At 71.6% G+C, this 23576-nt stretch carries 21 protein-coding genes and 1 riboswitch; of the genes, 6 read left to right on the top strand and 15 right to left on the bottom strand.

The window, feature by feature from the left end; genetic code table 11:
- Positions 1 to 35 precede the first annotated feature (35 nt).
- The 4 genes from JYK17_RS02105 to JYK17_RS02090 form a co-directional block, all read right to left on the bottom strand.
- Positions 36 to 962 (bottom strand): hypothetical protein, encoded by a 927-nt coding sequence (locus JYK17_RS02105; protein ID WP_108007214.1) that lies wholly within the window; start codon positions 960 to 962, stop codon positions 36 to 38.
- Positions 963 to 975: 13 nt separating this feature from the next.
- Positions 976 to 1272: a DUF4193 domain-containing protein gene (locus JYK17_RS02100; protein WP_005481602.1), complete on the bottom strand. Its 297-nt coding sequence runs from the start codon at positions 1270 to 1272 to the stop codon at positions 976 to 978.
- 393 nt (positions 1273 to 1665) lie between these two features.
- Complete coding sequence (locus JYK17_RS02095) at positions 1666 to 2907, bottom strand: sensor histidine kinase (protein ID WP_108007216.1); 1242 nt, start codon at positions 2905 to 2907, stop codon at positions 1666 to 1668.
- Between the two features lie 6 nt (positions 2908 to 2913).
- Positions 2914 to 3567 carry a response regulator transcription factor gene (locus JYK17_RS02090; protein WP_016432179.1) on the bottom strand — a complete coding sequence of 218 codons (654 nt, stop codon included), beginning with the start codon at positions 3565 to 3567 and terminating at the stop codon, positions 2914 to 2916.
- Positions 3568 to 3889: 322 nt separating this feature from the next.
- On the opposite strand from JYK17_RS02090, the gene JYK17_RS02085 reads away from it, so the two are divergent.
- The gene (locus tag JYK17_RS02085; protein WP_164932146.1) at positions 3890 to 4054 is read left to right on the top strand and encodes a hypothetical protein; all 165 of its coding nucleotides are present in this window, start codon (positions 3890 to 3892) and stop codon (positions 4052 to 4054) included.
- Positions 4055 to 4176: 122 nt separating this feature from the next.
- On the opposite strand, the gene JYK17_RS02080 is transcribed toward JYK17_RS02085, so the two are convergent.
- On the bottom strand, positions 4177 to 5001 hold the full coding sequence (locus JYK17_RS02080; protein WP_128801722.1) for an inositol monophosphatase family protein: 825 nt from the start codon (positions 4999 to 5001) through the stop codon (positions 4177 to 4179).
- Positions 5002 to 5009: 8 nt separating this feature from the next.
- A complete protein-coding gene (locus JYK17_RS02075) occupies positions 5010 to 6137 on the bottom strand; it encodes a ferrochelatase (protein WP_222809637.1) in 1128 nt (375 codons plus the stop codon).
- A gap of 159 nt (positions 6138 to 6296) precedes the next feature.
- On the opposite strand from JYK17_RS02075, the gene JYK17_RS02070 reads away from it, so the two are divergent.
- The 3 genes from JYK17_RS02070 to sepH all read left to right on the top strand — a co-directional run bounded on the left by JYK17_RS02070 (position 6297) and on the right by sepH (position 10263).
- A complete protein-coding gene (locus tag JYK17_RS02070) occupies positions 6297 to 7535 on the top strand; it encodes an MFS transporter (RefSeq protein WP_108007222.1) in 1239 nt (412 codons plus the stop codon).
- Positions 7495 to 8814, top strand: a complete 1320-nt coding sequence (locus tag JYK17_RS02065) for a D-arabinono-1,4-lactone oxidase (RefSeq protein ID WP_222809636.1) — start codon at positions 7495 to 7497, stop codon at positions 8812 to 8814. The genes JYK17_RS02070 and JYK17_RS02065 overlap by 41 nt, the downstream gene beginning before the upstream one ends.
- Positions 8815 to 9216: 402 nt before the next feature.
- Positions 9217 to 10263, top strand: coding sequence for a septation protein SepH (gene sepH / locus JYK17_RS02060; protein ID WP_108007226.1), 1047 nt, complete (start codon positions 9217 to 9219; stop codon positions 10261 to 10263).
- 111 nt (positions 10264 to 10374) lie between these two features.
- On the opposite strand, the gene JYK17_RS02055 is transcribed toward sepH, so the two are convergent.
- Positions 10375 to 11226: a sulfurtransferase gene (locus tag JYK17_RS02055; RefSeq protein WP_108007228.1), complete on the bottom strand. Its 852-nt coding sequence runs from the start codon at positions 11224 to 11226 to the stop codon at positions 10375 to 10377.
- Positions 11227 to 11511: 285 nt separating this feature from the next.
- On the opposite strand from JYK17_RS02055, the gene JYK17_RS02050 reads away from it, so the two are divergent.
- Entirely contained in the window at positions 11512 to 12315 is an 804-nt protein-coding gene (locus JYK17_RS02050; RefSeq protein WP_222809635.1) for a VOC family protein, read from the top strand.
- A 42-nt stretch (positions 12316 to 12357) separates the two neighbouring features.
- Here JYK17_RS02050 and JYK17_RS02045 read toward each other — a convergent pair whose 3' ends face one another.
- The 4 genes from JYK17_RS02045 to JYK17_RS02030 form a co-directional block, all read right to left on the bottom strand.
- Positions 12358 to 13005, bottom strand: a complete 648-nt coding sequence (locus JYK17_RS02045; RefSeq protein WP_108007232.1) for a thymidine kinase — start codon at positions 13003 to 13005, stop codon at positions 12358 to 12360.
- 44 nt (positions 13006 to 13049) lie between these two features.
- The gene (locus tag JYK17_RS02040; RefSeq protein ID WP_222809634.1) at positions 13050 to 14243 is read right to left on the bottom strand and encodes an alkaline phosphatase family protein; all 1194 of its coding nucleotides are present in this window, start codon (positions 14241 to 14243) and stop codon (positions 13050 to 13052) included.
- Positions 14243 to 14830, bottom strand: coding sequence for a DUF5998 family protein (locus JYK17_RS02035; RefSeq protein WP_108007236.1), 588 nt, complete (start codon positions 14828 to 14830; stop codon positions 14243 to 14245). The genes JYK17_RS02040 and JYK17_RS02035 overlap by 1 nt, the downstream gene beginning before the upstream one ends.
- 76 nt (positions 14831 to 14906) lie before the next feature.
- Entirely contained in the window at positions 14907 to 17735 is a 2829-nt protein-coding gene (locus JYK17_RS02030; protein ID WP_222809633.1) for a bifunctional acetate--CoA ligase family protein/GNAT family N-acetyltransferase, read from the bottom strand.
- Positions 17736 to 17970: 235 nt separating this feature from the next.
- Between JYK17_RS02030 and JYK17_RS02025 the strand changes: the two genes are divergently transcribed.
- Entirely contained in the window at positions 17971 to 18252 is a 282-nt protein-coding gene (locus JYK17_RS02025) for an HPr family phosphocarrier protein (protein ID WP_007385204.1), read from the top strand.
- Positions 18253 to 18423: 171 nt separating this feature from the next.
- Here the strand turns inward: JYK17_RS02025 and JYK17_RS02020 are convergent, their stop codons facing one another.
- The 4 genes from JYK17_RS02020 to JYK17_RS02005 all read right to left on the bottom strand — a co-directional run bounded on the left by JYK17_RS02020 (position 18424) and on the right by JYK17_RS02005 (position 23271).
- On the bottom strand, positions 18424 to 19119 hold the full coding sequence (locus JYK17_RS02020; RefSeq protein ID WP_222809632.1) for a GntR family transcriptional regulator: 696 nt from the start codon (positions 19117 to 19119) through the stop codon (positions 18424 to 18426).
- A 219-nt stretch (positions 19120 to 19338) separates the two neighbouring features.
- The gene (locus tag JYK17_RS02015) at positions 19339 to 20127 is read right to left on the bottom strand and encodes a M23 family metallopeptidase (RefSeq protein WP_108007242.1); all 789 of its coding nucleotides are present in this window, start codon (positions 20125 to 20127) and stop codon (positions 19339 to 19341) included.
- Positions 20128 to 20139: 12 nt separating this feature from the next.
- Positions 20140 to 20302: riboswitch (cyclic di-AMP (ydaO/yuaA leader) on the bottom strand.
- A gap of 189 nt (positions 20303 to 20491) precedes the next feature.
- A complete protein-coding gene (locus JYK17_RS02010) occupies positions 20492 to 21880 on the bottom strand; it encodes a M16 family metallopeptidase (RefSeq protein ID WP_108007244.1) in 1389 nt (462 codons plus the stop codon).
- Positions 21877 to 23271, bottom strand: coding sequence for a M16 family metallopeptidase (locus tag JYK17_RS02005; protein WP_108007246.1), 1395 nt, complete (start codon positions 23269 to 23271; stop codon positions 21877 to 21879). Before JYK17_RS02005 ends, JYK17_RS02010 begins: the two co-directional genes overlap by 4 nt.
- Positions 23272 to 23576: the final 305 nt, after the last annotated feature.

Genomic DNA, 23576 nt, shown 5'->3' with positions numbered 1-23576 from the left:
CTCTCGCTCAGCCCCTCTCGCCCAACCCTTCTCGCTCAGCCCTCGGAGCCGTCCTCCAGTTCCAGGGGGTCGGCGGGCTCCTCCAGTGGGGGCAGCGCGGGCAGCGCGTCCCAGGGGACCTGGACCTTGCGCAGGTCCTTGCGGATACGGGCGGCGAGCTTCCTGGTGTCCCGCCGGTTCATGACCGCGCCCACCGCCGCGCCCACCATGAAGGGCATCAGGTTCGGCAGGTCGCGCACCGTGCGCTTCATGATCTGCTGGCGCAGCTGCTGCTTGGCATGGCTGTTGAGCGCCGCGGTCATGGTCGACGGCTTCGTCACGTCGACCCGGCGCTCTCCCGACCAGGAGTTCAGATACGCGGTGCTGCGCTGCTTGAGGTTGCCGGGCGGTCGTACCCCGTAGACCTCGTGGAGTTCGGCGATCAGCTTGAGCTCGATCGCGGCGACGCCGGTGATCTCGGCGGCGATCTCCGTGGGCATCGCGGGCGGCACCGGCAGCATCGCCGCCGCTCCGATGCCCGCTCCGACCGTGGAGGTCGCGGCGGCCGCGCCCGCCACGAGTTTGTCCGCGAGCTGCTCGGGCCCAAGACCCGGGAACTGCCTGCGGAGCGTGGCGAGGTCACGTACGGGCACGCGCGGGGCGATGTCGATGATCCGGTCGGCGAGGTACGCCAGACCCGCCCGGGCCGCGCTGCCGCCCTTGCGGACGCCCTGCCTGGCCTTGTCACGGATGACCGCGGCCCGCCGTCTGGCGACGGGCGCGGGGGGCTGCGACGCAGCCGGGCGGTCGCCCCGGCCGGCCGTCGGTGCGAGCGAGGCCGATCCGGTGGGCCCCTTGTCATCGGGCGTCACATCGGATGGGCCCCGCTCGTCGTCACGCGCGCCATGAGGGCCGCCGGACGGCCCTTCGTCCGCTCCCCGCGGCAGGGAGCGGCGCTTCCAGGGAGGGGTCGAGCCAGTCACGGCCGACCCGTCCTCAGTCGCAGTCGCGGCAGATCGGCTGGCCGTTCTTCTCGCGGGCCAGCTGGCTGCGGTGGTGCACCAGGAAGCAGCTCATGCAGGTGAACTCGTCCTGCTGCTTGGGCAGCACCCGGACGGCCAGCTCCTCATTGGAGAGGTCCGCGCCGGGCAGCTCCAGGCCTTCGGCGGCCTCGAACTCGTCGACGTCCACTGCGGACGTCGACTTGTCGTTCCGCCTGGCCTTCAGCTCTTCAAGGCTGTCCGAGTCGACGTCGTCGTCGGTCTTGCGTGGAGTGTCGTAATCCGTTGCCATGTCGCTCTCCCCCTCTGGGTGTCTGCGGTGTCTCCAGCGCACGTAACGCGTGAGAGGCCGGACTTGTGCCCGACCCGAGGCGGAGATTTTGCCTCACATCAAGGTCTGTTACTCAATCGACACCCAACCGGACTCCTCACGAGTGATCGGCTTGGATGGCGAACCGGACCGTACACGGTCCGCATGCCGCTGTTCAAAGGCACCTCACCCTGTACTTCCCGTGATCAGGTGACCTGAAAACCCGGATTTTCCCGGCTTTCCGGAAGCCCCCATGATCACGGAGAGTAGATGGCCGGAAAATCGCCCCTGTGATCGATCACACACGGGGCAGCCCATCGGGCGGCCCGAAAATTCCGCGCAAAGCGAACATCCCCGTCTGCTCGCGGCATGATGTCAGATCGGCAGCGCCACGCGCATCACGAGTCCACCCCCCTCACGCGGCTGTGCCGAGATGTGGCCGCCGTGCGCCCGGGCCACGGAGCGGACGATGGACAGACCGAGCCCTACGCCCTTGTCGCTGCCCGTGCGCTCCGTGCGCAGCCGCCGGAACGGCTCGAAGAGATTGTCGATCTCGTACGCCGGTACGACCGGTCCGGTGTTGGTCACCACCAGGACCGCCTGCCCGTGCTGGACGTCGGTGGTCACCTCGACCCAGCCCTTGTCCGGCACGTTGTACCGCACGGCGTTCTGCACCAGGTTCAGGGCGATCCGCTCCAGCAGTACGCCGTTGCCCTGGACGATCGCGGGCTTCTGCTCGCCGCGGATCACCACGCCCTTGGCGTCGGCCTCCGCGCGCACCTGGTCGACGGCCTGCTCTGCGACCTCGGCGAGGTCCACCGGCTTGCGCTCGACGATCTGGTTGTCGCTGCGGGCGAGCAGCAGCAGGCCCTCGACGAGCTGCTCGCTGCGCTCGTTGGTGGCCAGCAGCGTCTTGCCGAGCTGCTGCAGCTCCACCGGCGCGCCCGGGTCCGAGAGGTGGACCTCCAGCAGCGTGCGGTTGATCGCAAGCGGGGTGCGCAGCTCGTGCGAGGCGTTGCCGACGAAGCGCTGCTGGGCAGTGAAGGCGCGCTGGAGGCGCTCCAGCATGTCGTCGAAGGTGTCGGCCAGCTCCTTGATCTCGTCGTCCGGTCCGTCCAGTTCGATACGGCGGGACAGGTCCGAGCCCGCCACCGCGCGTGCCGTCCGCAGAATCCGCCCGAGCGGCGACAGGACGCGGCCGGCCATCGCGTAGCCGAAGGCGAAGGCGATCACGGCGAGGCCGAGCAGCGCCAGCAGCGAGCGGCTGAGCAGATCGTCCAGTGCGTGCTGGCGCTGGACGGCCTCGCACGAGGCGAGGATCGAGTTGAACTGGTCGTTACTGGTCGCCTGGTTGAGCTTGGGGCAGGTGGAGCTGCTTATGTCGAGGTTGGTGCCGGACAGCTGGAAGGTCTGGCCGCTGCCCTCGTGCAGCGCCTGGGCTGCCAGCAGATAGATGATCGACAGCAGCAGGATGCCGGCGATCAGGAACATGCCGCCGTACAAAAGCGTGAGCCGTATGCGGATGGTCGGGCGCAGCCACGGGAACGGCGGCTCGGGCTTGCGGGGGTCCCAGGTGGGTTTGGGGGGCGCGGTGGGGAGAGCGGGTGTTGCGGCCATTGCGTATCAGATCCGGTAGCCGGAGCCGGGCACGGTGACGATGACGGGCGGCTCGCCCAGCTTGCGGCGCAGGGTCATGACGGTCACGCGCACGACGTTCGTGAACGGGTCGGTGTTCTCGTCCCAGGCCTTCTCCAGGAGCTGTTCCGCGGAGACGACGGCGCCCTCCGAGCGCATCAGCACCTCCAGGACGGCGAACTCCTTGGGCGCGAGCTGGACCTCCTTGCCGTCGCGGAAGACCTCGCGGCGGTTGGGGTCGAGCTTGATGCCCGAACGCTCCAGGACCGGCGGCAGCGGCACACTGGTGCGCCGGCCGAGGGCACGCACGCGTGCGATGAGCTCGCTGAAGGCGAAGGGCTTGGGAAGATAGTCGTCGGCGCCGATCTCCAGGCCCTCGACGCGGTCGCTGACGTCGCCGGAGGCCGTGAGCATGAGCACGCGCGTGGGCATGCCCAGTTCGACGATCTTGCGGCACACGTCGTCGCCGTGCACGAGGGGGAGGTCGCGGTCGAGGACGACCACGTCGTAGTCATTGACGCCGATACGCTCCAGGGCGGCCGCGCCGTCGTACACGACGTCGACGGCCATGGCCTCCCGGCGCAGTCCGGTGGCCACCGCATCGGCGAGCAGCTGCTCGTCCTCGACGACGAGTACACGCACGTCGGTTGTCCTTCCTGTGGTCCTGGCTGTGTGCCTCCATCCTGCCCTTTTCGGCCATAAGTCGGCAGTAAGGCGGGTGGGCGGCGGATGAGGCCCGGATGAAGGACAGGTGTGAGTCCCGGGAATCAAAGATTTTGTCGTCGGGTTGAGGTTTCCACGGAAGGAAGCGGGGGGAGGACGGTTCATACCCCGCGATCACGCTCTGCTAGTGCTGCAGCACCATGCGGCACGGCGCGATCCGCTTGTCGCGAGACGTGATCGCCCCTTCCGAACGGCACACCCCCGTGCCACCGACCCACGACCCAGGACGAGGGGGCGCAGCATGGACGCTTTCACCGCAGGACTTCTGCAGCGCATAAAGACGACCGAGTCCGACCTGACGCGGGCTCGCGACGAAGGCGACGACTTCCTCGTCGAGGTGGAGCAGGGCGAGCTCGACGACCTGCGCCGCCTCGCCGCCGAACACGGTGTGGAGGTCGGCGCGTAGCGTTCGATCGGCTGTCAGCGAGGCGGCGGGCCCCCGGCGAATCCAGCGCCGGGGGCCCGCTGTGCTGTCACGAGGCCGCGTTCACCTGCGGTTCACCGGTGCGCGGCCCTTCGGTCACCTGGTCAGTCGTGCCAGGCGCCGAAGTCCTCCAGGAGGCGCTGGAGGGGCTCGAAGACGCCGGGAGTACCGGCGATGGCCAGGTCGCGTCCGGGGCGCTCTCCGGGGCGTCCACCCGTCAGCGCGCCCGCTTCCCGGGCGATGAGGTCGCCCGCCGCGAGGTCCCAGGCGTGGAGCCCGCGCTCGAAGTAGCCGTCGAGGCGGCCGGACGCCACGTCGCACAGGTCGACCGCGGCCGAGCCGCTGCGGCGGATGTCGCGCAGCAGGGGGATCAGCCTGCGGGCGACCTCGGCCTGGTGGCTGCGGACCTCGCTGACGTAGTTGAAGCCCGTCGAGACCAGGGCCTCCGCGAGGGGCGGTGCCGGCCGGCAGGCCAGCTCGCGCTCGCCCTCCCAGGCACCCGTGGCGCGCGCCCCGCCGCCGCGGACCGCGTGGTACGTCTCGCCGCGCATCGGGGCCGCCACCACCCCGACGACCGTGTCGCCGTCCTGCTCGGCCGCGATGGAGACGGACCACGTGGGCAGCCCGTAGAGGTAGTTGACCGTGCCGTCGAGCGGGTCGATCACCCAGCGGATGCCGCTCGTGCCCTCGGTGGAGGCGCCCTCCTCGCCGAGGAAGCCGTCGTCCGGGCGGCGCTCGGAGATCAGGTCCGTGATCAGCTTCTCCGCCGCGATGTCCATCTCGGTGACCACGTCGATCGGGCTCGACTTGGTCGCGGCGACCGCGAGGTCGGCCGGACGGCCGTCCCGGAGCAGCTCGCCGGCGCGGCGGGCGGCCTCCTGAGCGAGGGCGAGCAGTTCCTGGTGCAGGGGGTCGGTCGGGTCGCTCACGGCGCTCCTCACGCGTAGGGGCTGTCGGCGCCGGCGGCGGCCGGGCGGGAGGCGCGGGCCGGGCAGCAGCCGACCGGGCAGAGATGGTGGCTGGCGCCGAGGGTGCCCAGGGCGCAGGGGGTGACGTCCTCGCCGCGCTGCACGGCCGCGCGCTCCAGGACGAGGTCGCGGACCGCGGCGGCGAAGCGCGGGTCGTCGCCGACCGTGGCCGAGCGGCGCATCGGCAGGCCCAGCTCCTCGGCCTTGGCCCTGGCCTCCGTGTCGAGGTCGTAGAGGACCTCCATGTGGTCGGAGACGAAGCCGATGGGGGCGATGACCACGGCCGGGGCGCCGGCGGCCTGCCGCTCCTCCAGGTGGTCGCAGATGTCGGGCTCCAGCCACGGGATGTGCGGGGCGCCGGAGCGCGACTGGTACACGAGTTGCCAGGGGTGGTCGATGCCGGTGCGCTCGCGCACGGCGTCGGCGATCAGCCGGGCCACTTCCAGGTGCTGCGCGACGTACGCCCCGCCCTCGCCGTGGGTCTCGACCGGGCCGGACGTGTCGGCGGAGGCGGTCGGGATCGAGTGGGTGGAGAACGCGATGTGCGCTCCGGCCCGTACGTCCTCGGGGAGCTCGGCCAGGGACCGCAGCACCCCGTCGACCATGGGCTCGACGAAGCCCTCGTGGTTGAAGTAGTGCCGGAGCTTGTCGATCCGCGGCAGCTCCAGGCCCTCGGCCTCCAGGGCGGCGAGCGATTCGGCGAGGTTCTCGCGGTACTGCCGGCAGCCCGAGTACGAGGCGTACGCGCTCGTGGCCAGGACCAGGATGCGGCGGCGGCCGTCGGCGACCATCTCGCGCAGGGTGTCCGTCAGGTAGGGCGCCCAGTTGCGGTTGCCCCAGTAGACCGGCAGGTCGAGGCCGTGCTCCGCGAAGTCCTTGCGGAGAGCGTCCAGGAGGGCGCGGTTCTGGGCGTTGATGGGGCTGACCCCGCCGAACAGGAAGTAGTGCCGTCCCACGTCCTTGAGGCGTTCGGTGGGGATGCCTCGCCCTCGCGTCACGTTCTCCAGGAACGGGACCACGTCGTCCGGGCCTTCCGGGCCGCCGAACGAGAGCAGGAGGAGGGCGTCGTAGGGACTGGCGTCGAGCACTTCTGACATGGGTCGATCCTGCCACCCGGCACTGACGGCCGGGAAACGGCGGGGTGGCCGTTCGGCGGGGTGCATTAGGGCGGCCTCACCCGTAAGCTGTATCAGCTGCGTTCGCACCTTACTGAGCCCCAGCCGGCGCCATACTGAGCCGTACCCCCCGGAGACCCCGTGCCCAGCCCCTACCGCGCCCTGTTCGCCGTCCCCGGCACCAAGGGTTTCTCCGCCGCGGGCTTTCTCGGCCGGATGCCGCTGTCGATGATGGGCATCGGCGTGGTCACGATGATCTCCCAGCTCACCGGGCGCTACGGGCTCGCGGGCGCCCTGTCGGCCACCATCGCGCTCGCCGCCGCCGCGCTCGGGCCGCAGGTCTCCCGGCTGGTGGACCGGTACGGACAGCGCCGGGTGCTGCGCCCCGCGACCCTGATCGCGCTCAGCGCGGCGGCCGGGCTGCTGTGCGCCGCGCACTTCGGGTGGCCGGACTGGACGCTGTTCGTGTGCGCCGCGGGCATCGGCTCGGTGCCGAGTCTCGGCGCGATGATCCGCGCCCGCTGGGCCGCCCTGTACCGGGGCACCCCCAAGCTGCACACCGCGTACTCCTTCGAGTCCGTGGTCGACGAGGTGTGCTTCATCTTCGGGCCGATCATCTCCATCGGCCTGTCCACGGCCTGGTTCCCGGAGGCCGGACCGCTGCTCGCGGCGTGTTTCCTCGCGGCCGGCGTCTTCTGGCTGACCGCCCAGCGCGCCACGGAGCCCGCACCGCACCCGCGCGAGAAGCACGGCCGCGGTTCGGCCCTGCGCTCCCCCGCACTGCAGGTCCTGGTGGCCACCTTCGCGGCCACCGGCGCGATCTTCGGAGCGGTCGACGTGGTCACCGTGGCCTTCGCCGACGAGCGCGGGCACAAGGCCGCCGCGAGCCTCGTGCTCGCGCTGTACGCGGCGGGCTCCTGCACGGCGGGGGTCGTCTTCGGGCTGCTGCACTTCACGGGGGCGCCCGCCCGCCGCTGGCTGCTGGGCGTATGTGCGATGGGCGTGAGTATGATCCCCCTCCTACTGGTCGGAAACCTGCCGCTTCTGGCCGTGGCGCTGTTCGTGGCGGGGCTGTCCATCGCACCGACGATGATCACGACGATGTCCCTGATCGAGGAGCACGTACCACGCGCGAAACTGACCGAGGGCATGACCTGGGTGAGCACCGGGCTCGCCGTCGGTGTCGCGCTCGGCTCCTCCATGGCCGGCTGGGTCATCGACGCGGCGGGCGCGCGGGCCGGGTACGGGGTCCCGGCGGTCTCCGGGGCCGTCGCGGTCGTGGTCGGTTTCCTGGGGTACCGCCGGCTCAGCAGGCCGGTCACGCGACGGGGAGGCACCGTTGAGCAGCACAGCGAGCGCGAGGAACGGCACGTGGCGTAACTGGGGCGGCAACGTCGCCGCCCGTCCGGCGCGCGAAATCGCTCCGGCCTCCGTCGAGGAACTGTCCGCGGCCGTACGGAAGGCGGCGGAGGACGGTCTGACCGTGAAGGCCGTCGGCAGCGGGCACTCCTTCACGTCCATCGCCGCGACCGACGGTGTATTGATCCGTCCTCAACTGTTGACCGGCATCCGCAAGATTGATCGTGACGCCATGACGGTCACGGTCGAGGCGGGCACCCCGCTCAAGAGACTCAACATGGCCCTGGCCCGCGAGGGCCTGTCGCTGACCAACATGGGCGACATCATGGAGCAGACGGTCTCCGGCGCGGTCAGCACCGGCACGCACGGCACGGGCCGCGAGTCGGCGTCGATCGCGGCCCAGATCAGGGGACTTGAGCTGGTCACCGCCGACGGCTCGGTGCTCACCTGCTCCGAGAAGGAGAATCCCGACGTCTTCGCGGCCGCCCGGATCGGCCTCGGCGCGCTCGGCATCGTCACCGCGATCACCTTCGCCGTGGAGCCCGTCTTCCTCCTCACCGCGCGCGAGGAGCCGATGCCGCTGGAGCGGGTGCTCGCCGACTTCGACGAACTGTGGGCCGAGAACGAGCACTTCGAGTTCTACTGGTTCCCGCACACCGGCAGCACCAACACCAAGCGGAACAACCGCAGCGCCGGACCGGAGAAGCCGGTGTCCCCGGTGGCCGGCTGGATCGAGGACGAGTTCCTCTCCAACGGCGTCTTCCAGGTGGCCCAGTGGGTCGGCCGGGCGGTGCCCGCGACCGTCCCGGCGATCGCCCGGATCTCCAGCACGGCCCTGTCCGCGCGCAGTTACACCGACATTCCCTACAAGGTCTTCACGTCACCGCGCCGGGTGCACTTCGTGGAGATGGAGTACGCCGTCCCGCGCGAGGCCCTGACCGAGACGCTGCGCGAGCTGAAGGCGATGGTCGACCGCTCCGGTCTGCGGGTCAGTTTCCCGGTGGAGGTGCGCACGGCCCCGGCCGACGACATCACGCTCTCCACGGCGTCGGGCCGCGACAGCGCGTACGTCGCCGTCCACATGTTCAGGGGCACCCCGTACCAGGCGTACTTCACCGCCGCCGAGCGGATCTTCACCGCCCACGAGGGCCGGCCGCACTGGGGCAAGGTGCACACACGCGACGCCGAGTACTTCTCGCGGGCCTATCCGCGCTTCGCCGAGTTCACCGAGTTGCGCGACCGGCTCGACCCGGACCGGCGGTTCCAGAACGACTACCTGCGCCGGGTGTTGGGCTCGTAACCATTGGTTCCGTTTCTGACGATTGCGTGAACTGCACCACGTCCAAGATCCCGGAAACCCCTCAACGAGCGGGCCGAGACCGCCCCTTGCCAGAAGTTGAGCGGCGTGCCAATCCACGCACGTGGCCCGAATGGAGTACTGTTGCGAGCCCTGGGTCCGGTCTCCCGCCAGGGCGTCCGCGACCTTCAAGGACCGCCATGAGGGGGCTAGTTGCACAGGGTGACGGAGTTGGTCACTTAGCGTTGCGAATAGGTAACCGTGCCATAACGGCGGTCCAGGGCCCGTGCCCGACACGCCGGGCAACTCGGCAAGGTTGTGGCAGGCTGCACCCGGGCAGGCCACACTCGACTAGCGGAAGCAGCGACGCACGTGACGTCGGCAGGCACCACCCGGGAGGTCCCCATGCCCGAACTGCGTGTCGTGGCCGTCTCCAATGACGGCACACGGCTGGTGCTGAAGGCTGCCGACTCTACGGAGTACACGCTTCCGATCGACGAACGCCTGCGTGCCGCCGTGCGCGGCGACCGCCCCCGCCTCGGCCAGATCGAGATCGAGGTGGAGAGCCATCTCCGCCCCCGCGACATCCAGGCCCGTATACGCGCCGGTGCGACCGCCGAAGAGGTGGCCCAGCTCGCGGGCATCCCCGTCGACCGCGTACGCCGCTTCGAGGGCCCCGTGCTCGCGGAGCGCGCGTTCATGGCCGAGCGGGCCCGCAAGACACCCGTCCGCCGCCCCGGCGAGAACACCGGGCCGCAACTGGGCGAGGCCGTCCAGGAGCGACTGCTGCTGCGCGGCGCCGAGAAGGACACCGTGCAGTGGGACTCCTGGCGCCGCGACGACGGCACCTGGGAGGTCCTGCTGGTCTACCGGGTCGCGGGCGAACCGCACTCGGCGAGCTGGACGTACGACCCGCCCCGGCGACTCGTCCAGGCGGTCGACGACGAGGCCCGTTCGCTCATCGGCGAGTCCGAGGACCTGGCCGCGCCGGAGCCGAGCTTTCCGTTCGTGCCGCGCATCGCACGGCTGCCGCGCGACCGCCCGCTGGACCGCGCCCTGGAGCGGCCGAGCCTGCCCGCGCAGGCGTCCGAGCCCGCCGAGGAGAGCACGGCCGAACGGGATTCGCTGACCAGCCTGTTGGAGGCGGTGCCGAGCTTCCGCGGCGACCTGGTGGTCCCCGAGCGTCCGACGCAGGACACCCCTCCGCCCGCGCCCCCCGCGGAGGAGCCCCCCGCCGAACCCGAGGCGGAGGAGCCGCCGGCCCCCGCGGCCTCGGCCGGTTCCGCCTACGCGGACGTCCTCATGCCCCGTTCGGTCACCAGCCACCGCGACCGTCTCGTCGGCGCCACCGACCGCCAGGCGGAGGCCGACGGCGTCCGCCCCGGCCGCCGCGCGGCGGTTCCGAGCTGGGACGAGATCGTGTTCGGTACGCGGCGCAAGAAGCAGGAGTAGTCGCCGGCAGTCGCTACCGGTCGTTCGTACGAAGAGCGACCGGTCGTACGGGACCGGCAGCGAGGGCCGCATCCGACGGGTGCGGCCCTCGCCGTTCGCGGGCGCCGGGCGTCAGCGAGGGTCGGGGCCCGTGGCGACCGGCCGGGTCGGGTCCGAGGACCACTCCGACCACGAACCCACGTACAGGTCCGCCTCGATGCCCGCGACCGCCAGTGCCAGCACCTCGTGCGCCCCGGAGACGCCCGAGCCGCAGTACACACCGACCTGTGAACCGCCGCCCGCGCCAAGGGCCTTGAACCGCTCGGCCAGTCGCTCGGCCGGCAGGAACCGTCCGTCGCTCCCCACGTTCTCGTTCGTGGGCGCCGAGAGCGCGCCCGGGATGTGGCCGCCGACCCGGTCGATCGGCTCCACCTCGCCGCGGTACCGCTCCCCCGCGCGCGCGTCGAGCAGCACCCCCGTCCGCGCCAGCGCCGCCGCGGCGTCGGCGTCCAGCAGCCCCGCGGCCCCCGGCACCGGCTCGAAGTCGCCCTCGGCCGGCGTGGGCACGGATGTCTGGAGCGCGCCCTCCCACGCCGCGAGGCCGCCGTCGAGGACCCGTACGTCCGGGTGGCCCGTCCAACGCAGCAGCCACCAGGTGCGGGCCGCGGCCCAGCCCTGTCCGCCGTCGTACGCCACCACCGGCCGCCCGGCCGACACACCCGCCCGGCGCATCGCGGCGCCGAAGACCTCCAGGTCCGGCAGCGGATGGCGGCCGCGTTCACCGGCGGTGCCCGCGAGTTCCGTGTCCAGGTCGATGTAGACGGCACCCGGGATGTGCCCGGCCGCGTACGCGGCGCGGCCGTCGAAGGGCGGCTCACCGGCCGCCTTGGCCGCGCTGAGCTGCCAGCGGACGTCGAGCAGGACGGGCGGGTGCTGTCCCGCCAGGTCGCTCGCGAGTTCGGAAGCGGAGATGATGGCGTTCATGGCCACCATCCTTGCGCACGGGGTGGCCGCATCGTTCGTGTCCGGCTACTGTGCTCGGCCGGGCAGGCACGGTCACGAGGCGTACGGGTTCGGGCACATGCTGTACAGCTGATCGACATCCGTCGGCAATCGCACAGAAATGGATGAGAAACCGCACACCGGGCATCCTCCTCACAAGGCGGCGTGCCCGCAGCGCGCGGCACCACCGGTGGTGCGAGCATCGGCTCGGGGATCCGGAGAGCGGACGTGACGCGGCCACCGCGAGGGGCCGAGGAGAGAGTGACGATGACCGAGGCACGCGAGTCGGCCGGCCGGGGCGGCGGGGCGCACGCCCGGCACACGCCCGGCACGCCCTGCTGGGTGAGTCTGATGGTGCACGGTCTGGCCGCGACGCAGGACTTCTACCGGGCGCTGTTCGGCTGGGAGTTCCAGCCGGGACCCGAGCAGCTCGGCCCGTACGTGCGGGCGCTGCTCGACGGTCACGAGGTGGCCGGCATCGGGCAGTTGCCGCCCGACCGTCATCTGCCCATCGCCTGGACGCCCTACCTCGCCTCGGACGACGTGGACGTGACCGCCGAGACCGTACGGCTGTGCGGCGGCACGATCGGCGTGGGCCCGCTGGACGCCGGCGAGGCCGGCCGGCTCGCGATCGGCTCGGACCCCTCCGGCGCGGTCTTCGGCATCTGGCAGCCGACCGAGCACCACGTCACGGCCCTCACGGGCGTGTCCGGCACCCCCGCCTGGAACGAGCTGCTGTCCTACGAGTCGGTGAGCGTGGCCAAGTTCTACGAGACGGTCTTCGGCTACGAGGAGGAGCCGGTGGTCTCCGCCGACTTCGACTATCTGACGCTGCTGATCGAGGGCCGCCCGGTCGCCGGTATCCACGGCGTGGGCAACAGCCTGCCCCGCGACCGGGGCCCGCACTGGATCACCTATTTCGAAGTCACCGACGCGGACGAGGCCGTGGAGCACCTGGCGGACCTGGGCGGACACGTCCTGTCGTCCCCCGGGGACACCGCCTACGGGCGCGTGGCGACGGTGGCCGATCCGGAGGGCGCGCGGTTCTGCCTGATCGAGAGCCCGCACTGAGCCTTGGGCAGGCGCCCGGCAACAGCTTCTGGTGCACGGGTCCTAGTGCTGCGACACCGGCAGCACGTCCGGCGACAGCGCCGCCGCCCCCGACGTCGCCGCCGTCATCCGGCGCCGGTGGTGGCGGCGGCACAGCACCTCGTAGCCGATGTCGTCCGACCGGTTGACGTCGCCGACGACGACCTGTGCGCCCTCGACGACCATGGCGCCGCCTATCGTGCGGGCGTTGTGGGTGGCGCGGGCGCCGCACCAGCACAGGGCCTCGACCTGGAGGACCTCGATGCGGTCGGCCAGTTCGACCAGGCGCTGGGAGCCGGGGAAGAGCTTGCTGCGGAAGTCCGTGGTGATGCCGAAGGCGTAGACGTCCAGGCCCAGGTCGTCGACCACGCGCGCGAGCTGGTCGATCTGCTCCGGCGCGAGGAACTGCGCCTCGTCGGCGATCACGTAGTCGGCGCGGCCGCCCTGCGAGAGATGGTCGACGAGGTAGGCGTACAGGTCCTGCCCGTCCTCGACCTCCACCGCGTCCGTGACCAGGCCGAGGCGTGAGGAGAGCTTGCCCTCGCCCGCGCGGTCGTCCCGCGTGAAGATCATGCCTGCCAGGCCCCGCGCCGAACGGTTGTGCTCGATCTGCAGAGCCAGGGTCGACTTCCCGCAGTCCATCGTTCCGGAGAAGAACACCAGCTCGGGCATGACGAGTTGAGAACCTTTCGGCGAGGAGGGACGGGCGTCGGGCTTCAGGAGCGTACTTCGAGCAGGGGGACCAGCTGCTCGGCAGGGGTCATCGAACCGTGGTTGCCGACCATCGCCGACTCCTTCGGCTCCCGCTCGGAGGCGATGATCAGGACGTCGTCGCGGGCGGCGGCGACCACGTCGCCGATGCGCGCGTGAACCCGCTCGTCGACCTTCGGCCCGAACCAGCCCGCCGCGATCGCCTCGTCGCGCGAGGCCACCCAGAACTGCTCGCCGAGCACCTCGCGCCAGCAGGTCACCACGTCGTTCGCGGCCCCCGGGACGGCGTAGACGTGCCGGGCCCGGCCCTCGCCGCCGAGCAGGGCGACGCCCGCCCGAAGTTCCCAGTCCGCGTCGAAGTCGATGCGGTGGTCCTCGTCGAAGGGAATGTCGATCATGCCGTGGTCGGCGGTGACGTACAGCGCGGTGTGCGGCGGCAGTTGCTCGGCCAGGCGCTGGACGAGCCGGTCGACGTGCATGAGCTGGCCGCGCCAGGTGTCGGACTCGACGCCGTAGCGATGGCCGGCGCCGTCGAGTTCGGAGTAGTACGTGTAGACCAGGGAGCGGTCGCCGGCGGCGAGTTGCTCGGCTGCGAGGTCCATGCGGTCCTCGCCGGACAGCCGCCCGTGGAACGTTCCGCCACTGAGCGCGACCTTGGTCAGCGGCGTGGTCTCGAAGGTGGGCGAGGACACCTGGGCCGCGTGCACACCCGCGTCGTGGGCGAGCTGGAAGACGGTGGGGTACGGCTGCCACGCGCGCGGCGGGGTCCACGGCTGCCAGCGCAGCTGGTTCATCAGCTCGCCGGTCTCGGGGTTGCGCACGGTGTAGCCGGGCAGGCCGTGCGCGCCGGGCGGCAGGCCGGTGCCGACGGAGGCGAGGGAGGTCGCGGTGGTCGCCGGGTAGCCGGTGGTCAGCGGGCGCCCGGTGCCGCCGCGCGAGCTGCCGAGCAGCGAGGTCAGATACGGGGCCTCGTCCGGGTGCGCCCTGAGCTGCTCCCAGCCGAGCCCGTCGATCAGGAAGACGCAGTTGCGGTCGGCCGGGGTCAGTTCGGTGATCGCGGCCGTCATGCCCGGCACGGCCATGCCGGCGGCCAGCGTGGGCAGCAGGTCGGCGAGGGAGCCGCTGCCGTACTCGGGCAGCGGCGCCGAGTCGACGGCGAGGGGTTCGGGGTCGGCGTCCCAGGAGGTGGCGTGCACCATCAGCGGGTCGCGTCCGCGGTCGCCTCGGAGAGGGACTGGGCGAAGGCGAGCGCCTGGCGCACCGTCTCCGGGCCGTCGCCGGCCTCGCTGACGCGCAGGCTGAGGTCGTCCGCGGTGGAGCTGCCCGTGTAGCCGTGGTCGGCCTCGCAGTTGGGGTCGCCGCAGGCGGCGGGTTCGAGGTCGATACGGGAGACGGCGCCCCAGCCGATGGTCAGGACGACCTCGCGGGGCAACGTGCCCGGCTGGTACTGCTCGGGGTTGGCCACCACGCGGCTGAGCACGACCGACGAGATCCGGCCGATCTTCACCGACTCCGTCGAGGTCGTGGCGTACGGCGTCGGGGAGGTGTCGTCGGCCGCCTGCTCGTCGGTGTGGCTGACGATGAAGCGGTTGCCGGTGAGGACGAGCACGGTCACATGCCGCCGCACCTCGTTCTGGTCGAACGTCGTCTCCTGGTGGACCAGGTACGACCGGATGGGCTCGCCGCCCACGGCGGCCTCCACCGCCTCGGCCACGAGGGCCGGGTAGTAGCCGCTGCGCTCGATCGCCGCTCGCAGCCCCTGGGTCGTCGTACTGGTCTTGGCCATGACGCCCATCCTACGGGGGTGCACTGGCCGTAAGGCACCGGTCAGGTGTTGTCTGTGGACACAGCCGCTACAGGTCTCAGTAGACGGGAAGCGTGCGCGGGCCGAGGTCGTCGCGGGCGGGGGGCGGCGCCAGGCGGACCGAGGCGCCTAGCACGCTCAGGCCGTGCGGTGCGACGACGACCGGCTCCAGGGTCACCGCCACCACTTCCGGGTGGTCGTCGACCAGCCGTGACACCCGCAGCAGCAGCTCCTCCAGCGCAGGGGTGTCGACCGGGGTCGAGCCGCGCCAGCCGAACAGCAGCGGCGCCGTCCGTATCGACCGGACGAGGGAGGCCGCCTCCCGGTCGGTGACCGGAACCAGCCGGTGCGCCATGTCGCCGAGCAGCTGGGAGGCAGCTCCGGCGAGCCCGAAGGACAGCACTGCTCCGGCCGCCGGGTCGATCACGGCCCGCACGACCGTGTCCACGCCGCGCGGCGCCATCTGCTGCACCACCGGCCGCAGCTCCTCGGGCTTGCCGAACAGCTCGGTCAACTCGGCGTACGCCCGCCGCAGTTGCTCCTCGTCGGCGAGATCCAACCGTACGCCGCCCAGGTCGGCGCGGTGGCGCAGGTGCGGGGCGGTGGCCTTGAGGGCGACCGGGTAGCCCACGTCCGCGGCGGCCCGCGCGGCGTCGTCCGGGGTGAACGCGGGAACCGCCTTGCGCACGGCGACGCCGTACCGCCCGAGCAGTTCGTGCATCTCCTCGGTTCCGAGGGTGAGTCCCTGGCCGCGCGCGAGCATGCCGTCGATGAGGCGGGCGGCGCCCTTCTCGTCGATGTCCTCGTACTCGGGCACCCTGCCGGGCTCCGCGGCCTCGCGCCGCCACTGGGCGTAGTGCACGGCCTCGGCGAGGGCGCGGACGGCGCGCTCGGCGGCGGGGTAGGCGGGGATGAGGCGGGGGCCGGCCTCGGAGGCGGCGGATTCCTCGGTCCGCACCGGTGGGGGCAGTTGCTGCGAGGGGCGCAGCCTGCGGGTGCCGGAGGCCCGGGCGTCCGGCTTCGGTGCGGTGCTGGCCGCGGCCGACAGCGCCTCGGCGAGTCCGCCCAGCTCCACGTGGACCACGAGCACCGGCTTGCCCGGCACCTGCTCGGCGGCCGACCGCAGCGCCTTCGCGAGCTCCGCGTCGCCCGGTGAGCCCTCGCCGATGGCCGGGATCGCCGTCACCACGACCGCGTCGCACGCGTCGTCCGCGAGCGCCCGCGACAGGGCGGCGTGGAAGTCGCCCGCCGAGGCCTCGGTGGTCAGGTCCAGCGGCCTGAGCGGCCTGAGCCCCTCGGAGAGGCAGGCGTCGTAGGTCAGCAGTCCGAGCGACTCGGAGTTGCCGAGGATCGCCACGCGCGGGCCCGTCGGCAGCGGCTGCCGCGCCAGCAGCAGCCCGGCGTCGACCAGTTCGGTGATGGTGTCCACGCGGATCACGCCGGCCTGCCGGAGCAGCGCGGACACCGTGGCGTGCGGCAGCCGGGTGGCCCGTACGGCGTGACCCTGCGGCGCGGAACCGGAGCCCTGCACCACGACCAGCGGCTTGGCGGCGGCGGTGCGCCGGGCGAGGCGGGTGAACTTGCGCGGGTTGCCGATGGACTCCAGGTACATGAGGACGACGTCGGTGTCCGGGTCGTCGTACCAGTACTGGAGCACGTCGTTGCCGGACACGTCCGCGCGGTTGCCGGACGACACGAAGGTGGACACGCCCGTGACGCCGGTGACCCCGCCGCCGCGGCGCTGCAGCCGGGACAGCAGCGCGATGCCGATGGCGCCGGACTGGGCGAACAGGCCGATGCGGCCGGGGCGGGGCAGCTCGGGGGCGAGGGAGGCGTTCAGCCGGACGTCGGGCGAGTTGTTGATGACGCCGAAGGCGTTCGGCCCGATGATCCGCATGCCGTACGTGCGCGCGTGCCGCACCAGTTCGCGCTGGCGCTCGCGTCCTTCGGGCCCGCTCTCGGCGTACCCGGCGGAGACGACGACGAGCCCCTGCACGCCGTGCTCGCCGCACTCGGTGACGACCTCGGGCACCTGCTCGGCGGGCACGGCGACCACCGCGAGGTCGACGGGTCCGTCGATGTCCTGCACCGAGCGGTACGCGGGGACACCGTCCAGTTCCTTGACGTCCTCGGGGAGCGCCCGGTTCACGGCGTGCAGGGATCCGGTGAAGCCAGCGTCCCGGATGTTGTCGAGGATGCTGCGGCCGACGCCGCCGGGGGTGCGGCCGGTGCCGACGACGGCGACGGAGCCGGGCATCAGCAGGCGCCGCACGGACCGCGCCTCTGCGCGCTGCTCGCGCGCGTGCTGCACGGCGAGCGAGCGGTCGGTGGGTTCGATGTCGAACTCCAGGCGTACGACGCCGTCCTCGAAGCTGCGCTTCTGGGTGTACCCGGCGTCCGTGAACACCTTGATCATCTTGGCGTTGGCGGGGAGCACCTCGGCGGTGAAGCGGCGGATGCCCCGCTCGCGGGCGACCGCCGCGATGTGTTCGAGCAGGGCGGAGGCGACGCCGCGTCCCTGGTGGGCGTCCTGGACCAGGAAGGCCACCTCGGCCTCGTCGGCGGGTGCGGACGCGGGCGTTCCGTCGGCGCCGACGCGGTCGTAGCGTACGGTGGCGATGAACTCGCCGCCGATGGTGGCCGCGAGTCCCACCCGGTCCACGAAGTCGTGGTGCGTGAAGCGGTGGACGTCCTTTGCGGACAGTCGCGGGTAGGGCGCGAAGAAGCGGTAGTACTTCGACTCGTCCGACACCTGCTCGTAGAAGCTGACCAGGCGCTCGGCGTCATCGACGGTGATGGGGCGGATGCGTGCGGTGCCGCCGTCGCGCAGCACCACGTCGGCCTCCCAGTGGGCGGGATACTCGTGCCGGTCCGACGAGGTCTGCATGGGGCCCAGGTTACGGCTCGCGTACGACAACGGCGCGAGGCAGTCTGTGGAGAAACGTCTGTGCAGAAACGGCGGTCCGCCGGGTGCGGTCCGCCGGGAACTTCGGCAAGGACGCACGTCGGGCCGAGGCCGCGGCCCGACACCCCGCCCCGGACGGGCGCAGTACCGCTCCGGGCATGCTTCACGTTGTGGGAAACTGGTCTAGACAACCCTGAACACCGAAGGGCAGCATCACATGGCTGAGCGCCGCGTCAACGTCGGCTGGGCCGAGGGTCTCCACGCCCGCCCCGCTTCCATCTTCGTCCGGGCCGCCACGGCCGCAGGTATCCCGGTGACGATCGCCAAGGCCGACGGCAACCCCGTCAACGCGGCCTCCATGCTGGCCGTCCTCGGCCTCGGCGCCCAGGGCGGCGAGGAGATCGTCCTCGCCTCCGACGCCGAGGGCGCGGACGCCGCCCTGGACCGGCTGGCCAAGCTGGTCGCCGAGGGCCTGGAGGAACTGCCCGAGACCGTCTGATCGCGGCACCCGCGGTACCGCGGAAGGGCTCGTCCGAATTCACCGGGCGGGCCCTTCGTATTTCCCGAGCCGGACGCCGGAATTCTCGGCCGACGCCGGTCGAATTTCCGATCGAGGGCAGCAAGAAATATCCCCCGAGGAAATTACTGCTCTTTGTATACGGCGCGTATGTTAATGCTGAAGGCCCGTCACGTTTACGGCATGTTGCGAGGTCCTCACACGGTCGGCGCGGACCGCGCCGGGGGTGAAGCGCAGCCGGTGGGCCGCGCTGGAGCGCTCGGTGTGCAGCGCCGTCACCGCCCGCGCGCGCTCGCTGTCCCCGCGGGCCACCGCGTCGACGATCGCACCGTGCTCCGTCCAGGACTCCGCCGGATCGGCGGGCACCTCCACGGCGTACATCCAGGCGATCTTGTGCCGCAGCTGGGTCAGCATCGAGGTCAGCGCGGGGCTGCCGGAGGCCTGGGTGAGCGTCTCGTGGAACCAGCCGCCCAGGGAGCGCAGATCCTCGCTGCTGCCCTTCCTGGCGCGCTCCTGGCCCAGTCTGACCAGACCACGCAGCACCTTCAGATGCGCCTCGGTGCGCCGCTGCGCGGCCCGGGAGGCGGCGAGCGGCTCCAGCAGCATGCGCATCTCCAGCAGGTCGGCGGCCTCCTGCTCGGTCGGTTCCGCCACGCACGCGCCCGCGTGCCGCCGGGTCACCACGAAACCCTCCGCCTCCAGGGTGCGCAGCGCCTCGCGCACGGGGACTCGCGAGACGCCGTAGCGGCGGGCGAGGAGTTCCTCGGTGAGCCGGCCGCCGCGCTCGTGGACACCGGAGACGATGTCGTCCCGGATCGCCGTGCACACCGAGTGCGCCGGAATACGCATGACCGACCTCCGACTTAATCCCCGCGAAACGCCGACGATTGACGCGTGTTCCGTGACTCTATTGCACGGCGCGGAAATTTCCGACGGCGGGCCCAAATCCATGGATATTTTTTGGACAGTGGGACATTGGGGCGTGGGACAGCGAGTCAGCGAGATGGTGGAAACAGCGAAAGGCCCCGGCTCGGGAGCCGGGGCCTCGCAGAGATCGCTCGGGTGTCGTCAGACGTTCACGCCGTGCGAGCGCAGGTAGGCGACGGGGTCGATGTCCGAGCCGTACTCGGGCGTCGTTCGGGCCTCGAAGTGCAAATGCGGTCCGGTGGTGTTCCCGGTGGAGCCGGACAGGCCGATCTGCTGTCCCGGGGTGACCGTCTGGCCCACCGAGACGCCGATGGACGACAGATGGCCGTACTGGGTGTAACTGCCGTCGTGCATCTTGATGACGATCTGGTTGCCGTAGGCGCCGCCCCAGCCGGTCTGGACGACAGTGCCGGCGCCGACCGCGTGGACGCTCGTGCCGCTCGCGGCGTGGAAGTCGATGCCGGTGTGGCTGCCGGAGGACCACAGGGAGCCGCCGGTCTTGTAACCCGTCGAGACGTACGAGTTGGAGATCGGGGCGACGAAGCTGTTCAGGCGCCGGCGCTCGGCCGCACGGGCGGCGCGCTCCTTGGCCTCGCGCTCCGCCTTGGCCTTCGCTGCGGCCTTCAGCCGGGCGGCCTCCTCGGCCGCCTTCTTGCGGGCGGTCTCCTCGGCGGCCTTCTTCTGGGCCTCGGCCTGGGCGTCGATCTTGTCGGCGATGGTGTTGCCGATGGTGATGACGGGGTTGAGTCCGGTCTGCTCGATCGAGTTCTCGGCAGAGTTGCCGACCGAGTTCTCGGCGGCGAACGAGGGGGCCGCGAGGCCTCCGACGATGCCGGTGGTGGCGATGGCCGCCACGCCGGCCGCCTGGACGGTGCCGCGCTTCATCCTGCCGGGACGACGGTGCTTCCCCGTGGCGCACATGAACGCCATGTACTGGCTGGTCCTTTCCTTCCCTCTCGCCTACCGGGTTAGCTGACGGGTTCGGAGCAGGAAGGTCTCCTACGGACCCCCTCGCTTGCGCGCGGGCGTCCGATTCACCCCAGGGACTGCGTGTGTCCCCGGCTCCCCTGGCTCGCGCCGTACGGGGACTCGGCGATGACTGTCCGGTGCCGCGGTTGCGGCGCACTGCCTGACGAACAGCCCGGACGACGCTAAGCAGGGCCGCCTTCAATTCCCAAACGGATCAGGGCTTTTGTAGCGCATGCCACAGGGCAGACAGGCAACTCTCCCTCAATTCGGACATACAGGAGCCCTGGTGACGCATCAGTCACCAGGGCTCCCACGCGCGCGTGCCCTACTCCGCGGACACCACGGTGACTTCACCGATGCCCAGCGCCGCCACGGGCTCCTTGATCTGCGCCGCGTCGCCGACCAGGATCGTCACCAGGCGGTCCACCGGGAAGGCGTTCACGGCGGCCGCGGTGGCCTCCACGGTGCCGGTCTCGGCGAGCTGCCGGTACAGCGTCGCCTGGTAGTCGTCCGGGAGGTGCTGCTCGACCTGGTCGGCCAGCGTGCTCGCCACGGCCGCCGCGGTCTCGTACTTGAGCGGCGCGACCCCGACGAGGTTCTGCACGGCGACGTCGCGCTCGGCGTCGGTCAGACCGCCCTCGGCGAGCGTGCGCAGCACCGTCCACAGGTCCTGCAGCGCCGGTCCCGTGTTCGGGGTGTCGACGGAACCGCTGATCGCGAGCATCGCGGCACCGGTGCCGTCCGGCGCGGACCTGAGGACCTGGCCGAACGCGCGCACTCCGTAGGTGTAGCCCTTCTCCTCGCGCAGGACACGGTCCAGGCGCGAGGTGAGGGTGCCGCCCAGGCAGTAGGTGCCGAGCACCTGCGCGGGCCACACGCGGTCGTGCCGGTCGGCGCCGATACGGCCGATCAGCAGCTGCGTCTGGACGGCGCCGGGGCGGTCCACGATCACCACGCGTCCGGTGTCGTCGGCCGTCACCGGCGGCACCGGACGGGGCTCGGCCGAGGAGCCCGTCCAGGAGCCCAGGGTCTCGGCGAGCAGGGCGTCCAGGTCGATGCCGGTGAGGTCGCCGACGACGACCGCGGTGGACGTGGCGGGCCTGACGTGCCGGTCGTAGAAGGCGCGTACGGCCTCGGCGTCGATCTTCTCGACCGTCTCCTCGGTGCCCTGGCGCGGGCGCGACATGCGCGAGGTCGCCGGGAACAGCTCCTTGGAGAGCTCCTTCGCGGCGCGGCGCGAGGGGTTGGCCAGCTCGTGCGGGATCTCGTCCAGGCGGTTGCGGACCAGCCGCTCGACCTCGCTGTCGGCGAAGGCGGGCGCCCTGAGGGCGTCGGAGAGCAGGCCGAGCGCCTTGGCGAGGCGGGAGGCGGGGACTTCGAGGCTCAGTCGTACGCCGGGGTGGTCGGCGTGCGCGTCCAGGGTGGCCCCGCAGCGCTCCAGCTCGGCGGCGAACTCCTCGGCGGAGTGCTTGTCGGTGCCCTCCGAGAAGGCCCGCGCCATGATCGTGGCGACGCCCTCGACGGCGGCCGGCTCGGCCTCCAGGGGGGCGTTCAGGAACACCTCGACCGCGACGACCTGCTGGCCGGGGCGGTGGCAGCGCAGGACGGTCAGGCCGTTGCCGAGCGCGCCGCGCTCGGGGGCCGGGAAGGCCCAGGGCCGGGCCTCGCCCGCCTGGGGCTGCGGGTGGAACTCCATCGTGGCGAGCTCGGTCACTTGGCCGCCTCCTCGTTGTCGTCGCCGGCTTCGACCGTGGCCTCGGCCTCGGGGTCCTCCGGGGGGCTCGCGTCCTCGGCGGCCTCCGGTGAGACGGGCTCGTAGACGAGCACCGCGCGGTTGTCGGGGCGCAGGCGCGCCTTGGCGACCTCCTGGACCTCCTCGGGCGTCACCTCAAGGACGCGCTTGACGGCCGTCAGGGCGAGCTGCGGGTCGCCGAACAGGACGGCGAACCGGCACAGTTCGTCGGCGCGGCCCGCGACCGTGCCGAGCCGGTCCAGCCACTCGCGCTCCAACTGGGCCTGGGCGCGCTCCATTTCCTCCGCCGTCGGTCCCTGTTCGGCGAACCGGGCGAGCTCCTCGTCGATGGCGGCCTCGATGACCGGCACCTCGACGTCACCGGAGGTCTTCACGTCCAGCCAGCCCAGGGAGGGCGCCCCGGCCAGCCGCAGCAGTCCGAACCCGGCCGCGACGGCCGTACGGTCGCGCCGCACGAGGCGGTTGTAGAGGCGGGAGGACTCGCCGCCGCCGAGGACGGTGAGCGCGAGGTCCGCCGCGTCGCACGCGCGCGTGCCGTCGTGCGGCAGCCGGTAGGCGGCCATCAGGGCGCGCGCCGGGACCTCCTCCTCGACGACCTCGCGCAGCTGCTCGCCGATCACGTCGGGCAGCGAGCCGTCGCGCGGGGCGGGCTTGCCGTCGTGCGAGGCGATGGAGCCGAAGTACTTCTCCACCCAGGCGAGCGTCTGCTCCGGGTCGATGTCGCCGACGATCGACAGGACCGCGTTGTTGGGCGCGTAGTACGTGCGGAAGAACGCGCGCGCGTCCTCCAGGGTCGCCGCGTCCAGGTCGGCCATGGAACCGATGGGGGTGTGGTGGTAGGGGTGGCCCTCGGGATAGGTGAGGGCGGTGAGCTTCTCGAACGCCGTGCCGTAGGGGACGTTGTCGTAGCGCTGGCGGCGCTCGTTCTTGACGACGTCCCGCTGGTTCTCCATGGACTCCTCGTCCAGGGCGGCGAGCAGGGAGCCCATGCGGTCGGCCTCCAGCCAGAGAGCGAGCTCCAGCTGGTGGGTGGGCATGGTCTCGAAGTAGTTGGTGCGCTCGAAGCTGGTGGTGCCGTTGAGCGAGCCGCCCGCGCCCTGCACCAGCTCGAAGTGGCCGTTGCCCTTGACCTGCCCGGAGCCCTGGAACATCAGGTGCTCGAAAAGGTGAGCCAGGCCCGTACGCCCCTTGACTTCGTGGCGCGAGCCGACGTCGTACCAGAGGCACACCGCCGCGACCGGGGTCAGGTGGTCCTCGGAGAGCACCACGCGCAGGCCGTTGGCCAGGCGGTGCTCGGTCGCTGTCAGGCCCCCGGTGCCTGCCTGGTCTGTGGCCGTGTGACCCATGGGCATGTACGTCCCTTCGATCGCGGGTGCGGTGGTTCGAACCGCGCTTTTCCTGCCGGTCCTGCCACTGTATGCAAGCGTGCGGAGGGTGGGCGAAGTTCCCGGACGACATACGCCCACAGCGGATCGCGTAACCTGCGGACTGCCGCGGCGAGGTGAGCTTCCGAGCGCCGGGCGGGGCCGCCCGCACCGGGGCCCGGCCCGCGTTGTCAGTGCCGCGGTCCACAATGGTCCGCGTCAGATCTCGTTCACGCTTCAGGCAAGAGTGAGCCGAAGGGGCGCGACCCGAAGGCGAGCGACCAGAAAAGAGG

This window comes from Streptomyces plumbidurans (assembly GCF_019857225.1).
GTDB classification, from domain to species: domain Bacteria; phylum Actinomycetota; class Actinomycetes; order Streptomycetales; family Streptomycetaceae; genus Streptomyces; species Streptomyces plumbidurans.
Note: the sequence above shows the minus strand (reverse complement) of the source record. Positions and strands in the feature narration are given on the sequence as shown.

Excerpts from the sequence above, each read along its gene's own strand:
- JYK17_RS02100 (WP_005481602.1), bottom strand. The coding sequence starts at position 1,272 with ATGGCAACGGATTACGACACTCCACGCAAGACCGACGACGACGTCGAC.
- JYK17_RS02095 (WP_108007216.1), bottom strand. The coding sequence starts at position 2,907 with ATGGCCGCAACACCCGCTCTCCCCACCGCGCCCCCCAAACCCACCTGG.
- JYK17_RS02085 (WP_164932146.1), top strand. The coding sequence starts at position 3,890 with ATGGACGCTTTCACCGCAGGACTTCTGCAGCGCATAAAGACGACCGAG.
- JYK17_RS02075 (WP_222809637.1), bottom strand. The coding sequence starts at position 6,137 with ATGTCAGAAGTGCTCGACGCCAGTCCCTACGACGCCCTCCTCCTGCTC.
- sepH (WP_108007226.1), top strand. The coding sequence starts at position 9,217 with ATGCCCGAACTGCGTGTCGTGGCCGTCTCCAATGACGGCACACGGCTG.
- JYK17_RS02055 (WP_108007228.1), bottom strand. The coding sequence starts at position 11,226 with ATGAACGCCATCATCTCCGCTTCCGAACTCGCGAGCGACCTGGCGGGA.
- JYK17_RS02050 (WP_222809635.1), top strand. The coding sequence starts at position 11,512 with ATGACCGAGGCACGCGAGTCGGCCGGCCGGGGCGGCGGGGCGCACGCC.
- JYK17_RS02045 (WP_108007232.1), bottom strand. The coding sequence starts at position 13,005 with ATGCCCGAGCTGGTGTTCTTCTCCGGAACGATGGACTGCGGGAAGTCG.
- JYK17_RS02040 (WP_222809634.1), bottom strand. The coding sequence starts at position 14,243 with ATGGTGCACGCCACCTCCTGGGACGCCGACCCCGAACCCCTCGCCGTC.
- JYK17_RS02035 (WP_108007236.1), bottom strand. The coding sequence starts at position 14,830 with ATGGCCAAGACCAGTACGACGACCCAGGGGCTGCGAGCGGCGATCGAG.
- JYK17_RS02030 (WP_222809633.1), bottom strand. The coding sequence starts at position 17,735 with ATGCAGACCTCGTCGGACCGGCACGAGTATCCCGCCCACTGGGAGGCC.
- JYK17_RS02025 (WP_007385204.1), top strand. The coding sequence starts at position 17,971 with ATGGCTGAGCGCCGCGTCAACGTCGGCTGGGCCGAGGGTCTCCACGCC.
- JYK17_RS02020 (WP_222809632.1), bottom strand. The coding sequence starts at position 19,119 with ATGCGTATTCCGGCGCACTCGGTGTGCACGGCGATCCGGGACGACATC.
- JYK17_RS02015 (WP_108007242.1), bottom strand. The coding sequence starts at position 20,127 with ATGGCGTTCATGTGCGCCACGGGGAAGCACCGTCGTCCCGGCAGGATG.
- JYK17_RS02005 (WP_108007246.1), bottom strand. The coding sequence starts at position 23,271 with ATGCCCATGGGTCACACGGCCACAGACCAGGCAGGCACCGGGGGCCTG.